Raw genomic sequence first — 15745 nt, 5'->3', positions numbered from 1 at the left:
TAGTCTTATGCGAGCCCATTGATAAGGCTCGGAATCTCGGAAGATGCCCATGAAACGGCGCCTCGTAGTTGCTCTCGTGTTCCTGCTTGCCGTCGGATTGTGCGGCGGCCTGATCTGGTTCAACTTTTTCCGGGACAAAATGATCGCGCAGTTCTTCGCCACCATGCAGCCGCCGCCGCAAACGGTCTCGGCTGCCAAGGTTGAGGCGATGGCCTGGACGCCGAGCATCGGCGCCATCGGCACGGCCAAGGCGGCCAACGGCGTCGAGCTGGCCGTCCAGGTCGGCGGCGTCGTCAAGGAGATCAACTTCAAGCCCAATGACCGCGTGGCCGCGGGCAAGGTGCTGGTCCAGCTCGACGACGCGGTGGACCGGGCGGACCTTGCCAACGTTCAGGCCCAGGTAAAGCTGGCCGAAGCCAACTTCGCCCGCTCCCGCGCCCTGGCTTCGCGCGGCATCACGGCCGAGGCGACCTTCGAGCAGAACGAGGCTTCCCTCGCGACGGCTCGCGCCCAGGAGGCCCGCGTTCGGGCCGTCATCGAGCAGAAGGCCCTCAAAGCGCCGTTCAGCGGCGTCGCCGGCATTCCGCGCATCGATATCGGGCAATATGTCCAGCCCGGCACGGTGGTGGCGAGCTTCCAGGACCTCTCCTCCATGAAGGTGGACTTCACGGTTCCTGAGCAGCGGGCGGGCGACATCAGGCTCGGGCAGGAGCTTCGCGCCGGGGTGACGGAGGCGGACCTTCCCTTCAAGGGCCGCGTCATCGGCAAGGATCCCAAGGTCGATCCCAAGACCCGGCTCGTTTCCGTTCAGGCTCTCATTGAGGACAACAAGGACGGAAGCATCCTTCCGGGCCAGTTCCTGCATGTCGAGGTGATCCTGCCTGAGCAGCCGAACGTCGTGACGCTGCCACAGACGGCGGTTATCACCAGCCTCTACGGGGATTACGTCTACACGATCGAGCAGGAAGAGCGGGCGGGCCAGCAGGTTCAGGTCGTCAAGCAGGTTTTCGTGAAGACCGGCCGTCGCCGCGGCGGCTCTCTTGAGATCCTGTCCGGCCTCAATCCCGGTCAGCAGGTGGTCGCCTCGGGGCAGAACAAGCTGCAGGCCGGTTCGACCGTCAAGATCGACAACTCCATCGATGTGACCAAGCTCGACACGACCAAGCTCGCGAACGGGCAATAGGCTCAAGCCATGAGTTTCACCGAACTTTTCATCCGCCGTCCCGTCCTATCGATGGTGGTCAGCCTCCTGATCCTGCTGCTCGGTGCGCAGGGTCTGATGAACCTCCAGGTGCGCCAGTATCCCGAGGTCGAGGAAACCACCATCACGATCACGACGGTCTATACGGGCGCGAGCGCCGACCTGATTCAGGGCTTCATCAGCACCCCCATCGCCAAATCGGTGTCGAGCGCCGAAGGCGTCGACTACGTGACGACGCAAAGCCGTCTCGGCGTCAGCACGGTGTCCGTGCGCATGCGCCTCAACACGGATCCGAACGCCGCGCTCACCGAAGTCACCTCCAAGGTGCAGCAGATCCGCGCGCAGCTTCCCTCCGAGGCTGAGGATCCGGTGATCATGAAGGGCACGGGCCAGAGCTTCGCCCTCATGTACATCACCTTCGGCAGCACGGAGATGAACCCGGAGCAGGTCTCCGAATTCCTCACCCGCGTGGTCCAGCCGCGCTTTGCCACGCTTGAGGGCGTCGGCAACGCCGAAATCCTCGGCGGGCGCGACTTCTCCATGCGCGTCTGGATCGATCCCGTGCGCCTTGCCGCCCGCGGCGTGACGGCCGGCGATGTGGTGGCGGCGATCAGGACCAACAACTTCCTCGCGGCACCCGGTAAGACCCAGAGCGAGTACGTGGCCTACAGGCTCGACATGCAGACCACCCTCCAGACGCCCGAGACCTTCGGCACCTTGCCGATCCGCTCGAGCGGCGATCAGGTGGTGCGCCTGCGCGATGTGGCGGATGTGGAACTCGGGCCCGAGAGCACCGATACAATCGTCAGCTTCAACGGCAGTCAGGGCACCTTTATCGGCATTACGCCCACGCCCTCCGCCAACCCTCTGACCGTTGCCGCAGAGGTGACGAAGGAGATCGAGGGAATTCGCTCGACTCTGCCCAAAGGCATGACGGTCGAGATCGTCTACGATGCGTCGAACTTCATCTCGGCCTCGATCGAGGAGGTGTTCAAGACCATCGGAGAGGCGGCGCTCATCGTGGTGGTGGTGATCCTGCTCTTCCTGGGCTCCTTCCGCTCGGTGCTGATCCCGATCGTGACCATCCCGCTCTCGCTCGTGGGCGTGTGCTTCTTCCTCTACGCGCTGGGCTACTCGATCAACCTGCTCACCCTGCTGGCGATGGTGCTCGCCATCGGCCTCGTGGTCGATGACGCCATCGTGGTGCTGGAGAACATCCACCGCCACATCGAGGAGGGCTTGAAGCCGGTCGATGCGGCCATCGTGGGCATGAAGGAGATCTTCCTGCCGATCGTCTCCATGACGATCACCCTGGCGGCAGTCTATGCCCCGATCGGCTTCACGCAGGGCCTGACGGGCTCGCTCTTCCGCGAATTCGCCTTCACCCTAGCCGGAGCCGTGATCATCTCGGGCATCGTCGCCGTGACGCTTTCGCCCATGATGTCCTCCAGGCTGCTGAAGGGTCACGGCGGTCAAGGGCGCTTTGCCGCTTTCGTCGATCGCGTCTTCACCCGGCTCGAGAACTGGTACGCCCGGCGCCTGAAGGGCTCGCTCGACTATCGTGGCGTGACCTTGGTCATCGTGGCCGTCCTGCTCGGCACCACGGCCTTCATGTTCACCAAGACCTCCTCCGAGCTTGCGCCGGAAGAGGATCAGGGCGCCTATCTCGGCATTCTCAACGCGCCGAAATATGCGACTGCCGAATATACCCAGGCCTTCTCCAAGCAGTTCACCAACGCGGCGGAGAAGATCAAGGAGATCGATGACAGCTTCCTGATCGTCGGAATCGATGGCGGCGGCGGCGGCTTCTTCGGCTTCAAGCTGAAGGAATGGAGCGAGCGCGAGAAGAAGGGGGCAGAGACCAAGCAGGACATTCAGAACCTTCTGAATGAGAATGCCGGCGTCCAGGCCTTCGCCTTTGCGCCTCCGTCCCTGCCCGGAGCCGGTGACGGTCTGCCGATCCAGTACGTATTGCGCACCATCGGCGATTCCTCACAGGCCTATGAAACCGCGGATGAAATCCGCAAGCGGGCGATGAAATCGGGCAAGTTCATCATCGTCCAGAACTCCATCTCCTACGAGACGCCGCGCGCGCGCATCACGGTCGATCGTGATCGGGCCGCCGCTCTGGGCGTGCCCGTATCCGAGATCGGCAACACCCTCGGAGCCCTCGTCGGCGGTGCGCCGATTTCGAAGTTCGACCGGGATAACCGGAGCTATGACGTCGTCAGCCAGGTCCGGCAGGAGGATCGTCTCAACCCGGAGCGGCTTGCCGAGTACTACGTTCGCGCGTCCGACGGCTCCATGGTTCCGTTGTCTGCTCTCATCAGCATCAAGACCGATGCGGCGCCGGCGGTCATCGAGCAGTTCAACCAGCTCAATTCGGCAACGCTTTCGGCCCTGCCTCTTCCTGGCGTGACCACGTCGGAAGGCCTGGCGACCCTGCGCTCGATCGCCCGGGAGGTCATGCCGCAGGGCTTTTACGAAGACTATGCCGGTCAGTCGCGCCTGGAAATCCAGGAGGGCAACTCGATCCTGCTGGCCTTTGGGCTCGCCGTCATCGTGATCTATCTCGTGCTGGCGGCGCAGTTCGAGAGCTTCCGCGATCCGTTCATCATCATGATGTCCGTGCCGCTCTCCATCTTCGGGGCCATGATCTTCCTGAACGTGGGCTTGGCGACGCTCAACATCTACACCCAGGTGGGGCTGATCACCCTCGTGGGTCTGATCACCAAGCACGGCATCCTGATGGTAGAGTTCGCCAACGAGCAGAAGGCGAAGCACGGGGTCAGCAAGCGGCAGGCCATCGAGGAGGCGGCCCGCGTCCGCCTGCGCCCGATCCTCATGACCACCGCTGCCATGGTGCTCGGTGTGGCGCCGCTGCTCTATGCCTCCGGCGCCGGCGCCGCCGCACGCTTCTCTATGGGGCTCGTCATCGCCTCGGGCATGTCGATCGGCACGATCTTCACGCTCTTCGTGGTGCCGATGTTCTACACCTTCATCGCCCGCGAGACGGTGCGGGCCGGCCGGGCGGAGGAAAAGCATCCCCACCGCCAGGCGCTGGCGGCGGAATAAGGAAAAGGCCGGGCAATACCCGGCCTTTTCCTTGAGCCCTCCGGGGCACTTATCTGGGGCAGGGGCGCCGCGCCTCTGCCCTGTCGCATCAGTGCGCGATCTCGCCTTCCACTTCCATGAAGGGGGAAACCGACTTGAAGCCGGCCTGCTCGGCGGCCTTGCGGACGGCTTCCGCGACTTCGGTCGAGTGGACCTCGACGGTCTCGCCGGTCTTGGAATCGACGAACATGATCTTCATCGCGTTCATGTCCGGCTGGCCATGGGAGATGACGTAGGAGTTCTGGGTGGCCAGACGGTGCACGAGACCTGCATCCCGCAGGAAGTCGAGGGCGCGGTAGATGGTCACCGGTGCCAGGCGCTTCTTCTCGCTGCTGAGCCGGTCGACGAGGTCGTAGGCTCCGACCGGGCCGCCGCTCTGAACCAGCTCGCGGTAGACGCGCTCACGGATGGGGGTCAGCCTCAGGTTGTTTTGGCGGCAGAGGTCGTCGGCGCGACGCAGAAGGTTCTCTTCTTCTTCCTTCTTCAGGGCCTTGGTGCTCATGGTCCACACTCCTGTTATTACGAAACCTATATATTCATATAGGGAAATTACGGACCTGACAACGTGCTATCATTGCGGAATGCGCTTGCACCTATGCATATTCCTCTAGGTAATTTGGCTAATTGGCATAATCGGAGCAGCCAGAGCCCAGACGACACGAAGTAACGTTTCAAATCCGGAGATGTTCCGCAGGTTATCCGCTCTTGGTGCAGGCGCCGCAAAGGCCCCTGATTTCCACCGTGACCTTCTTGGCTGAGAAGGCGTGGTCGTCGCTCCAATGGGCCAGGCGCTCGCCGATATGGGGGTCCGTGAACTCCCTCACGAGGCCGCAGCTCTCGCAGATGGCGAAGGCCGCCATGTCGTGCTCATGATGGGGATGCTTGCAGGCAACGTAGGCGTTGAGGCTCTCGAGCCTATGGGCCAAGCCCTTCTCGATCAGCTTGTCCAGACACCTGTACACGGTCGGGGGCGTTACCGCGCCCTTGGCACGCATCTTGTCGAGGACCTCATAGGCGGAGAGGGGATTCTGGGCCGCGCATAAAATCCGGTGAACCCGCCTCTGGGTGTCGTTCAAGTCCTCGAGGCCATGATGGTGATGCGACGGCGCCATGTGAAATCGTAAAATCCGCTGATCTGCGTCCCCTATACGTCATGATTGCAGATGCGATTTCAAGAGAGCCCATGGCAGGCCCCGCCCGCGTAGGGCGAGGCCTCAAGGCAGGCGCGTCAGAGATCGACCCAGGCTGCCTTGCGTTGGGAGGATTTCACCGCCGCCTCGATGAAGCGAACGCCGCGAACGCCATGCTCGACGGTCGGCACCTGAAGCGAGAAGGGGTTGGGCTCGCGCTTCTCGATCCGCGCCGCAATCTGCTCGGCAACGTCCGTATAAAGTTGGGCGAAGCCCTCGAGATACCCTTCCGGATGCCCGCCCGGAATACGGGATGCGGCGCGCGACACCTCGTCGGCGCCATAGCCGTTGCGGCGGATGAGTCGGGGCGGCTCCCCGAGGGGCGAGAAGGTGAGATAGTTCGGGTTCTCCTGGTGCCATTCGAGCCCGGCCTTCTCGCCATAAACGCGGATGCGAAGGCCGTTCTCGAGGCCGGCCGCCACCTGGCTGCACCAGAGCATGCCCTTCGCCCCGGACGCAAAGCGCAGCATCATATGGGCGTTATCGTCGAGCCGGCGGCCCTCCACGAAGGTGTGCAACTCGGCCGAGAGGGATGCCACCTCGTCGCCCACGATGAACTCGGCGAGGTTGAAGGCATGGGTGCCGATATCGCCAACCGCGCCGGCGGGGCCTGAGCGTGCCGGATCCGTGCGCCATTCGGCCTGCTTGCTGCCGGTCTCCTCCGCGCGGGTGGCGAGCCAGTCCTGCGCGTATTCCACCTGCACGACGCGGATTGCGCCGAGTTCTCCTGCCTGCACCATGGCGCGGGCCTGCCGCACGAGCGGGTAGCCGGTATAGTTATGGGTGACTGCGAAGATGAGGCCGGAGTCACGCGCGAGCTTGGCGAGTTGATCGGCCTCGCGGCGCGTGGTGGTGAGCGGCTTGTCGCAGATCACGTGGATGCCGGCCTTCAGGAAGGCGCGGGCGGCGGCGGCATGGGCGTGGTTGGGCGTGACGATCGCAACCGCATCGATCCCATCCTTCAGCCGCCGCTCGCGGCGCGCCATCTCGTTGAAGTCGCCATAGATGCGGTCGGGCTTCAGAAGAAGATCCTCGCCGGAGGCCTTCGCCCGCTCCGGATCGGAGGAGAGCGCGCCCGCCACCAGTTCCCAGCGGTCGTCGATTCGGGCGGCAATGCGGTGCACCGCTCCGATGAAGGCGCCGCGACCGCCGCCGACCATGCCAAGCCGCAGCCGCCGAGTGAGCTTCTGGTCCGCAGACCCTGCAATCGTCATGTTGTGCCCCCTCCAAGCTTATGCTGCGCCGATGCCGAGCATCCGGCGGTTGGCCGCCTCGTCCGTTCCGCCGGCGGCGAAATCGTCGAAGGCTTTTTCCGTGACGCGGATGATATGCGCCTTGATGAACTCGGCGCCTTCCCGGGCTCCGTCTTCCGGATGCTTGAGGGCGCATTCCCATTCCAGCACCGCCCAGGAATCGTAGTCGTACTGGGCGAGCTTGGAAAAGATCGCGCCGAAATCCACCTGCCCGTCGCCAAGCGAGCGGAAGCGCCCGGCCCGGTTGATCCAGCTCTCGTAGCCGCCATAGACGCCGATGCGGCCGGACGGGTTGAACTCCGCATCCTTGACGTGGAAGGCCTTGATGCGCTCGTGGTAGAGATCGATGAAGGCGAGATAGTCGAGCTGCTGCAGCAGGAAGTGGCTCGGATCGTAGTTGATGCAGGCGCGCCTGTGTCCGCCCACCGCATCGACGAAGCGCTCGAAGGTGGCGCCGTCGTGAATGTCCTCGCCCGGATGGATCTCATAGGCCACATCGCAGCCTGCATCCTCATAGGCGTCGAGAATCGGCCGCCAGCGCCGTCCCAATTCCTCGAAAGCAGTCTCGACGAGGCCGGCCGGGCGCTGCGGCCACGGATACACGAAGGGCCAGGCCAGAGCGCCGGAGAACGACACGCTGACATTCAGGCCCAGGCGCTTGGAAGCTTTGGCCGCCATCAGCATCTGGTTGACGGCCCATTCCTGCCGGGCCTTCGGGTTGCCCCTGACCTCGGGCGCAGCGAAGCCGTCGAAGGCTTCATCGAAGGCCGGATGCACCGCCACCAGCTGCCCCTGCAGATGGGTAGAGAGCTCCGTGATCGTCATGCCGTGCGAACGCACGATGCCCAGCACCTCGTCGCAATAGGCCTCCGACTCCGCCGCCTTCTTCAGATCGAAAAGGCGGGCGTCCCAGGTCGGGATCTGAATGCCCTTGTAGCCAAGGGAGGCCGCCCAGCGGCAGATGGAGTCGAGCGCGTTGAACGGAGCCTCGTCGCCTGCGAACTGCGCAAGGAAAAGGCCAGGGCCCTTCATGGTCTTCATGGGTGAACTCCCGATGCTCTCCTCCCCCTGCGGAGAGGAGTTGGAGGTGGGGGTGTGAGCGCCACATCGGAAACATGGCGCTCACACCCGCACCCTGAATCCCTCCCCGCCGCAAATCGGGTGTTCCCGATCTGCGTCTTGTCAAGCTCATCTCAGGCAGGCCTGAGATGAGCGGGGAGGAAAGAGGCGCGCTGCTTAGAACGGGGAGTTCGGGAAGTAGTGTTCCTTGGCGTTGTCCTTGGTGATCAGCTGGGCGTTCAGCGTGTAAGTGCCGCGCATCGGCGCATTGGTGTAGAAATGCGCAGCCGTGACGCCCATGGCGGTCGAGATCATCGACGGCGGGTAGGATACGTTCGCCGGGATCATCTTGTCCCCGTCCATCACCTTCTTGATCATGTCCTTCATGCCGGCGCCGCCGAGAACGAACTTGATGTCCTCGCGCTTGGCCTGGCGGATCGCCTCCATGACGCCGAGCGCCATGTCGTCGTCGGAGGCCCAGACCGCGTCGATCTTCGGGTGCTTCGACAGGAAGTCCTGCATCACCTTGAAGGCATCGTCCCGGTTCCAGTTGGCATATTGCTTGTCGATCACCTTCACGCCCGAGCCCTCGAGGGCTTTCTCGAAGTTCGTCACGCGCTCCTCGTCGATCACGGTCGGGATGCCGCGGAAGACGACGACGTTGCCCTGCTTCAGGTTGTCGACGAAGTACTTGCCGGCGACGCGGCCGAACTCGGGGTTGTTGCCGGCCACATAGATGTCCTGGATCGACGGATCCTTCAGGCCGCGGTCGACGACGGTGATGAAGGTGCCCCGTCTCTTGACCTCGCGAACGGGGTTCGTCAGCTCGTCGGAGTTGAAGGGCAGAACCACAAGGGCGTCGATCTTCTGAGAGGTGAGGTCGTCGAGGGCGTTCGCCTGGGCGGCGCCGTCGGGAGAGGTCTTCACGATGACCTTGAGGCCCGGGTAGCCCTTCTCGAGCTGCTTGGCAGTTTCCTGCGCATGGTAGACGACGCCGCCGGTCCAGCCATGGGTGGCAGCCGGGATCGACACGCCGATCGTCACGTTCTTCTGCTGGGCCATTGCGCCGGTGGCAACGCCCGCCATGAGGCCTGCCGCCATCGCGATCTTCAGTACCGTTGCTTTCATCTCATTCCTCCCTGGAGGTGGTTTCAAGCCCTTTGTCCTTGTGCCCGGTGGGCTTTGCCCCGGTTTCATCGCCCGCGGTGGACAGACCGCTGCAAGAGCATGGCGACAATGATGATGGCACCCTGAACCGCGCCCACGAGGAACTCGGAGACGAAGTTTGACAGCACCATGATGTTGGCGACGAGTTCGAGGATCACCGCACCGACGACGGTGCCCCAGATGCGGCCGATTCCGCCCTTCAGGGCCGTGCCGCCGATCACCACCGCGGTGATCGCCTGCAGCTCCCACAGGAGGCCCGTGGTCGGGGTGGCGGATCCCAGGCGCGGCACATAGACCAGCACGGCGATACCGACGCAGATCCCTTGAATGATGTAGGTGAGGGTGCGCACGCGCCAGATCGGCACGCCGGAATAGCGGGCCACATCCTCGTTGGAGCCCAGCGCCACCACATGCCGGCCGAAGGAGGTGCGGTAGAGGATCAGCGCCCCGATGGCAGCCACGACGAGGAAGGCGATGATCGGAACTGGGATGCCGAAGACGCTTCCGAAATAGACCGGGCGGTAGAGCTCGCGCAGCTCGAAATTGCGCATCGTGATGGTGCCGCCCGCAGCAAGCCAGATCACGAGCGAGCGGAAGATGCCCATGGTGCCGAGCGTCACGATGAACGGCTCGATGCGCCCGAAGGTGACGACGAGACCGTTCGCCAGGCCGCAGGCGGCACTCAGGGCGATGGCAGCGAGCATGCCCAGCGCCAGCGTGCCCATGTCGCCGCCGCCGAGATTGTTGAGCGTCAGGATCATCACGCCGGCCGTCAGCGCGGCCATGGAGCCGACCGAAAGATCGAGGCCGCCGCCCGCGATCACGAAGGTGGCGCCTACCGCGATGATGGCGATGAAGGCCGAGCGCGTGACCACGTTGAGCAGGTTGGAGGCCGTCAGAAAGTCGGGATTGATCAGCGCTCCTGCGATCACGAGCGCGATCAAGGCAACGAAGGGCGACAGGGCCCGCATGTCGAGAGTGAAGCGGCGCTTCTCGGCGCCGGTGCGAAGCACGGTTTCGGTCATGCGTGGCCTGCAGCGATCTCCGCCGCCCTTTCCTCATGAACGCCTGTGGCGAGATAAACGATTGCGTCTTCCGACAGATCGGCCTGCGTCACCTCGCCCGCGACGCGCCCGTTGCGCATCACCGTGACCCGGTGGCACAGGCCGATCAATTCCTGCATCTCGGATGAGATGACCACGACCGCTTTGCCTTCATCCGCGAGAGAGGCAATGAAGCGGTAGATCTGCTCCTTGGTGCCGATGTCGACGCCGCGCGTCGGCTCGTCGATGATGACGATGCGCGGCTCCAGCAGCATCATCTTGGCGAGCAGCAGCTTCTGCTGGTTGCCGCCGGAGAGCTGCCCTGCCAGCAGGTCGCGGCGCCGGGTGCGGATGTCGAAATCCTTGATCGCCTGATCGAGCGCCCTCTCCTCGGCGGCGGCGTCGATGAAGGAGCCGCGGCTGAACTTGTCCAGGGCGGCGAGGGACAGGTTGATGCGAAGGTTCTGCTGCAGGAGCAGGCCTTTGCCCTTGCGGTCTTCCGACAGATAGACGATGCCTGCAGCCATCGCCTCCCGCGCATCGCGGAAGTGAACGGACTTGCCGTCCAGAACGACCGTGCCCTGGCTCGGGCGAAGGCCGACCAGCCCCTCGAAGAGTTCCGTGCGCCCGGCGCCAATCAGCCCGCCAAAGCCGAGGATCTCGCCGCGACGAAGGGTGAAGGAGGCATTCTCCACATAGCCGGGAACCACCATGTCGCGAACCGTCAGAAGCGCATGATCCGAGGCGGTCGCGGGTTTTGCGGGGTAGAGCTTCGACATGTCGCGGCCCACCATCAGGCGGGCCATCTCGAGCGGCTCAAGCCCCTCGATGTCGCGGGTGGCGACATGACGGCCGTCGCGCAGCACCGTGACCCGGTCTGCGACCGCCTTCACCTCGTTGAGCCGGTGGGAAATGTAGAGCACGGCCACGCCCTGCGACCGGAGCCTGCGGATGATCGCGAAGAGGCTCTCCGCCTCGATGGGCGTGAGAACGGCCGTCGGCTCGTCGAAGGCGACGATCTTGTGCGGCACGAGAAGGGCCCGCGCGATCTGCACGAGCTGACGGTCGGCAATGGACAGGAGGCCCACCTGTCGGTCGGGATCGATCCCCGTGCCGAGTTCGTGCAGGATCTCCCGTGCCCGGCGGCGCATCGCCCTGTCGTCGACGAAGCCGAAGCGCCTGATCTCGCGGCCGAGGAAGAGGTTTTGCGCCACTGTGAGGTCCGGCGCGAGCAGGATTTCTTGGTGGACCAGAACGATCCCGTGCGCCTCGGCGTCAACGGGACCGGAGAAGGTGATCGGCCGCCCGTCGAGATGCAGCGCGCCCTTGGTGGGCGGCAGATGCCCGGAGAGGATGCGCATCAGGGTGGACTTGCCCGCCCCGTTCTCGCCGATCACCGCATGAACCTCGCCGGGTCTCAGGTCGAGCGAAATGCCGCTCAGGACCTCGATCGGCCCGAAGGACTTGGAGATGTTCTCGGCGCGAAGAACGGAATCCATGAGCTGTTCCGGATGAGCGGCAGCGTTCGCCTGCGCGGAGGCGAAGGCGGCGAAAACGAAGGCAAGACCGGAACGATCAGCTGGATGGTATGCGGGCGGGCATCGGCTTCCTCCTGCTTGTCGATTCGTCCTCTTGCGGGACTTTTGCGGGCGAGAGAGGCCGAGCCCCTCCGCAGACGCTTGATGTAATCGATTACATACAACTTTACCGAAAGAACGGCATCTGTCAAACAGAACTAGGGCAGGGGTGACCGATGGACGAGGCGGGACAGGCAGAAAGACGGGATCCGGACACACCTCCGGTTCGCGTCGCACGGATCCAGGATGTCGCCAGGCTGGCCGAGGTCTCCACCGCCACGGTGAGCCGCGTCCTCGCCACCCCGGAGCGGGTCTCGGCGGAGGCGAGAGCCCGGGTCATGGAGGCCATCGCCAAGACCGGCTACGTGCCGAATCCCGCCGCCCGCACCCTGCGCTCGCAGAAGACCTACATGGTTCTGGTCGTGCTGCCGGATCTGGCCAACACCTTCTTCTCGAAGATCCTGCGCGGGATCGAGGAAACCCTGTTCGAGGCCGGCTACGGCATGATCATCAGCGACCTCGACGGATCGCCGGAGAAGGAGGCGCATTTCGCCGCCTTCACCGCCGCCGGCCGCGTGGACGGAGCCATTCTGCTGAACGGCCACCTCATCGGGCAGAGCCGGGACGGGGAAGGGTCTGCGGCCCGGATCGGGATTCCCCTGGTCGCCCTCTGCGAGGCGATTCCCGGGGCCGACATTCCCCAGATCGAGATCGACAACCGTGCGGCGGCGGCCCACATGGTGCAGCACCTTGCCGCCCAGGGGCACCGCCGCATCGCCTATGTGAGCGGCCCTGCCGGCAACATCCTGGAGCGCGAGCGCTTCCAGGGGTTCAAGGACGGTCTGGAGAAGATCGGCCTGCCGTTCGATCCGGAGCTCGTGATCCCGGGCGACTTCACCATCGAGTCGGGAATGGCCGCCGGGCAGAACCTGGTGGCTCGTGCCGTACGTCCCACGGCCGTTTTCTGCACCAGCGACGAGATGGCGATCGGCTTGATGCGGACGCTTCTCTCGGCCGGACTCAGGGTGCCTGAGGATGTATCCGTCGCCGGGTTCGACGATATCGAGTTCGCAGCCGTGGCCGAGCCGGCGCTGACAACGATCCATCAGCCCCGGCGCGAGCTGGGGCAGGCGGCAGCGGCGGCTCTGATCGATCTGCTCCAGGGCCGCCCGACACCCAAACGGATCCGGCTGGAGACGGAGCTCGTGGTCCGGGCCAGCGTCGCGCCGCCTCGGACGAACTAGAACATCGAGAAGGCGCCGACGAACAGCACCAGCACGAGACCGATGAAGCCGACGTAGCCGTAGAGGGCCTTGCGGGAATGCTGGTGGGCGTAGCTGTCCTTGTCGTTGCCGTTCTGCCAGCGGTCGGTGCTTTCCTGGCGCCGTGCCAGGTCGACCTGCTCGGGCTTCAGGGGCGATCCGCCCGCCTCCTCGTCGGTTCCCAGCGGGGACAATCCCGGATCGAACACCTCGTTCTTGTCCCCGGTGCGCCCGCTGTTGATGTCGCCTTTCAGCTGCGCCGTGGTCGAGCCTTTGGTCATGGGCGGCTCATCCATCGGCTTGATGGTGTGCGTGCGCGGAATGTCGGCGTGATTCGGATCGTCTGAACGGGTGGACATGGAAACTCTCCCGGGCTCTGCGGGGAGAACCGTTCGCGCCGCACGAGGTTCCTGAGCTGGCTCTCAGCCTGATCCGGTGCGCGATGGCATGGAAAACTCCCGTGCAGGCAAGAAAAAAGGCCGTCGTTGCCGACGGCCCGAAGTTTAGGGAGGAAACGCCCAAGAAGGGCAGCAACGCTGCGACGCCAATCGCCGTGTTGCAGTGCAATAATTAAGCGGGGCAGGGACGGGTTTCAAGGTCAAAAGGTCAGCATCGTTGCCCAATTTTTCGGCGCTCCCCGGCCGGCCTTCGGATATCCTGGACAGACGCGGCGCGGTGGGCACAAAGTGGAGCCGCCAGGGACAAGGTCGGCTCATGATGCCAAAGCTGAATGCCGTGATTGAGACCGCGCTCTATGTGGACGATCTCCTCCGCGCCCGCTCCTTCTACGAGAGCAGCCTCGGCCTGAGGCCTCTCTTCGGCAACTAGCGCATGTGCGCCTTCGATGTGGGTGGCAGGAACGTGCTCCTGCTGTTCCTGCGCGGCGGGTCGGCCGAGGCAATGACTACGCCTGGAGGCGCAATTCCCGGACATGACGGCCAGGGGCCGCTGCACGTGGGCTTTGCCATCTCGGCCGATGACCTGCCCGCCTGGGAGCGGCGGCTTCAGGAGAGCGGCATCGCCATCGAGGGCAGGACCACCCGGCCCCGCGGGGGAACGAGCCTTTACTTCAGAGACCCGGACGGCCACCTGCTGGAACTGGCGACGCCCGGGCTCTGGGAGACGTATTAGAAACCGTCGATCAGGTCACCACGCTCGGCGCGCTGCGACCCGTGCGGGCCTCGATCTCGGCGATCTCGTTCGCCGCCTGCACGACGGGTGCGAGAACCTCCGCCGTCGGCAGGTCGTGCCGGTCGATGCTCGGCTCGAAGCGTTCCAGATAGACGCGCAAGGTGGCGCCGGAGGTGCCGGTGCCCGACAGGCGGAACACGGCGCGGGCATCCTCCGCGAAGTGGATGCGGATGCCCTGCTTCGGCGTAACGGATCCATCGACCGGATCGTGATAGGCGAAGTCGTCGCAGGATTGCACGGTGAGGCCGCCGAAGCGCCGGCCGGGCAGGGTGGGCAGCTTCTCCCGCAGGGCGTTCATCAGGTCGTTGGCGGGGGCCGTCTCGAGGTCCTCGTAATCGTGACGCGTGTAGTAGTCGCGACCGAAGGCAGCCCAATGCTCGCGCACGATCTGGTCCGCCGGCTTTCTGGTGACGGCGAGGATGTTGAGCCACAGCAGCACGGCCCAGAGGCCGTCCTTCTCCCGGATATGGTTCGAGCCGGTGCCGGCGCTTTCCTCGCCGCAGAGGGTGATGAGGCCTGCATCGAGGAGGTTGGCGAAGAACTTCCAGCCCGTAGGCGTTTCGAAGAAGTTGATGCCGAGCTTTCGGGCCACGCGGTCTGCGGCGCGGCTCGTCGGCATGGAGCGTGCCACGCCGGCCAGACCCTTGGCATAGCCGGGGGCCAGATGCGCATGGCTCGCGAGGATGGCAAGGCTGTCGCTCGGCGTCACGAAGAGCCCTCGGGCCACGATCATGTTCCGGTCGCCGTCGCCGTCGGAGGCTGCGCCGAAATCGGGCGCGTCGGGGCCGAGCATCAGCTCCATGAGGTCGTGGGCATGAACCGGGTTCGGATCGGGATGGTGGCCGCCGAAATCGGGCTTGGGCTCGCCGTTCACCACCGTGCCTTCCGGCGCGCCGAGACGACCCTCGAGGATGGCCTTCGCATAGGGACCTGTGATGGCGCTGAGCGCGTCGAAGCGCATGCGGAAGCCCGAACGGAACAGGTCGGCGATCTTCTCGAAGTCGATCAACTGCTCCATCAGCTCCGCATAATCGGCCACCGGATCGATGACTTCGACAACCATGTTGCCAGCCCTCGCTGGGCCGATGCGGTTCAGATCGAGATCGGGCCCCTCCACGATCTTGTATTCGGTGATGGCGCTTGCCCGCTTGAACACGGATTCGGTGAAGGATTCCGGCGCCGGCCCGCCATGGGACATGTTGAACTTGATGCCGAAGTCGCCATCCGGCCCGCCCGGGTTGTGGCTGGCGGAGAGAACGAGCCCGCCGATGGCCTTGTGCTTGCGGATCACGCAGGAGGCTGCCGGAGTGGAAAGAAGGCCCCTCTGCCCGACGAGAACGCGGCCGAAGCCGTTGGCCGCCGCCATCTTGATCGCGGTTTGAACCACCGAGTCGTTGAAGAAGCGTCCATCTCCGCCGATCACCAAAGTGGCCCCTTCAGCACCCTTCACATTGTCGAAGATCGACTGGATGAAGTTCTCCACATAACGCGGCTGCTGGAAGACGCTGACCTTCTTGCGAAGGCCGGATGTGCCGGGACGCTGGTCGGAAAACGGGGTCGTCGGAATGCGGGTGGTCACCATCGGTGCTGATCACTTCCTTGCATTGGCTCTGGGCGGGTCGCGGAGGCGACCCGCGACCATTCTAGGGTTGTTCGAGGCAGATGCCACTGCCGAGATGAAGCTATGA

12 protein-coding genes and 1 pseudogene are annotated in these 15745 nt (G+C 64.4%); 4 read left to right on the top strand and 9 right to left on the bottom strand.

Going from position 1 to position 15745, the window contains the following annotated elements:
* Positions 1–49 precede the first annotated feature (49 nt).
* Both GR303_RS09570 and GR303_RS09565 read left to right on the top strand, forming a co-directional pair.
* The gene (locus GR303_RS09570) at positions 50–1183 is read left to right on the top strand and encodes an efflux RND transporter periplasmic adaptor subunit (protein ID WP_161722157.1); all 1134 of its coding nucleotides are present in this window, start codon (positions 50–52) and stop codon (positions 1181–1183) included.
* A 9-nt stretch (positions 1184–1192) separates the two neighbouring features.
* Positions 1193–4276, top strand: coding sequence for an efflux RND transporter permease subunit (locus tag GR303_RS09565; protein WP_161722158.1), 3084 nt, complete (start codon positions 1193–1195; stop codon positions 4274–4276).
* Positions 4277–4364: 88 nt separating this feature from the next.
* Here the strand turns inward: GR303_RS09565 and GR303_RS09560 are convergent, their stop codons facing one another.
* The 7 genes from GR303_RS09560 to GR303_RS09530 form a co-directional block, all read right to left on the bottom strand.
* A complete protein-coding gene (locus tag GR303_RS09560; RefSeq protein WP_161722159.1) occupies positions 4365–4817 on the bottom strand; it encodes a Fur family transcriptional regulator in 453 nt (150 codons plus the stop codon).
* Positions 4818–5010: 193 nt separating this feature from the next.
* On the bottom strand, positions 5011–5427 hold the full coding sequence (locus GR303_RS09555) for a Fur family transcriptional regulator (protein ID WP_161722160.1): 417 nt from the start codon (positions 5425–5427) through the stop codon (positions 5011–5013).
* A gap of 116 nt (positions 5428–5543) precedes the next feature.
* The gene (locus GR303_RS09550; RefSeq protein ID WP_161722161.1) at positions 5544–6719 is read right to left on the bottom strand and encodes a Gfo/Idh/MocA family protein; all 1176 of its coding nucleotides are present in this window, start codon (positions 6717–6719) and stop codon (positions 5544–5546) included.
* An 18-nt stretch (positions 6720–6737) separates the two neighbouring features.
* A complete protein-coding gene (locus GR303_RS09545) occupies positions 6738–7799 on the bottom strand; it encodes a sugar phosphate isomerase/epimerase family protein (RefSeq protein WP_161722162.1) in 1062 nt (353 codons plus the stop codon).
* 195 nt (positions 7800–7994) lie between these two features.
* Entirely contained in the window at positions 7995–8945 is a 951-nt protein-coding gene (locus tag GR303_RS09540; RefSeq protein ID WP_161722163.1) for a substrate-binding domain-containing protein, read from the bottom strand.
* A gap of 65 nt (positions 8946–9010) precedes the next feature.
* Positions 9011–10009: an ABC transporter permease gene (locus GR303_RS09535; protein WP_161722164.1), complete on the bottom strand. Its 999-nt coding sequence runs from the start codon at positions 10007–10009 to the stop codon at positions 9011–9013.
* Complete coding sequence (locus tag GR303_RS09530; protein WP_161722165.1) at positions 10006–11526, bottom strand: sugar ABC transporter ATP-binding protein; 1521 nt, start codon at positions 11524–11526, stop codon at positions 10006–10008. Before GR303_RS09530 ends, GR303_RS09535 begins: the two co-directional genes overlap by 4 nt.
* A gap of 254 nt (positions 11527–11780) precedes the next feature.
* Here GR303_RS09530 and GR303_RS09525 point away from each other — a divergent pair, with 254 nt between their 5' ends.
* Positions 11781–12848: a LacI family DNA-binding transcriptional regulator gene (locus GR303_RS09525; RefSeq protein ID WP_161722166.1), complete on the top strand. Its 1068-nt coding sequence runs from the start codon at positions 11781–11783 to the stop codon at positions 12846–12848.
* Here GR303_RS09525 and GR303_RS09520 read toward each other — a convergent pair.
* The gene (locus GR303_RS09520) at positions 12845–13225 is read right to left on the bottom strand and encodes a hypothetical protein (RefSeq protein ID WP_161722167.1); all 381 of its coding nucleotides are present in this window, start codon (positions 13223–13225) and stop codon (positions 12845–12847) included. The two genes, GR303_RS09525 and GR303_RS09520, sit on opposite strands and share 4 nt — an antisense overlap.
* Positions 13226–13583: 358 nt before the next feature.
* On the opposite strand from GR303_RS09520, the pseudogene GR303_RS09515 reads away from it, so the two are divergent.
* Positions 13584–13997: pseudogene (locus GR303_RS09515) on the top strand (VOC family protein).
* 10 nt (positions 13998–14007) lie between these two features.
* On the opposite strand, the gene GR303_RS09510 reads toward GR303_RS09515, so the two are convergent.
* On the bottom strand, positions 14008–15639 hold the full coding sequence (locus tag GR303_RS09510) for an alpha-D-glucose phosphate-specific phosphoglucomutase (protein WP_161722168.1): 1632 nt from the start codon (positions 15637–15639) through the stop codon (positions 14008–14010).
* Positions 15640–15745: the final 106 nt, after the last annotated feature.

The sequence above is a fragment of the Microvirga arsenatis genome (genome assembly GCF_009910705.1).
Lineage (GTDB): Bacteria > Pseudomonadota > Alphaproteobacteria > Rhizobiales > Beijerinckiaceae > Microvirga > Microvirga arsenatis.
This window is presented reverse-complemented; position numbering and strand designations above follow the sequence as displayed.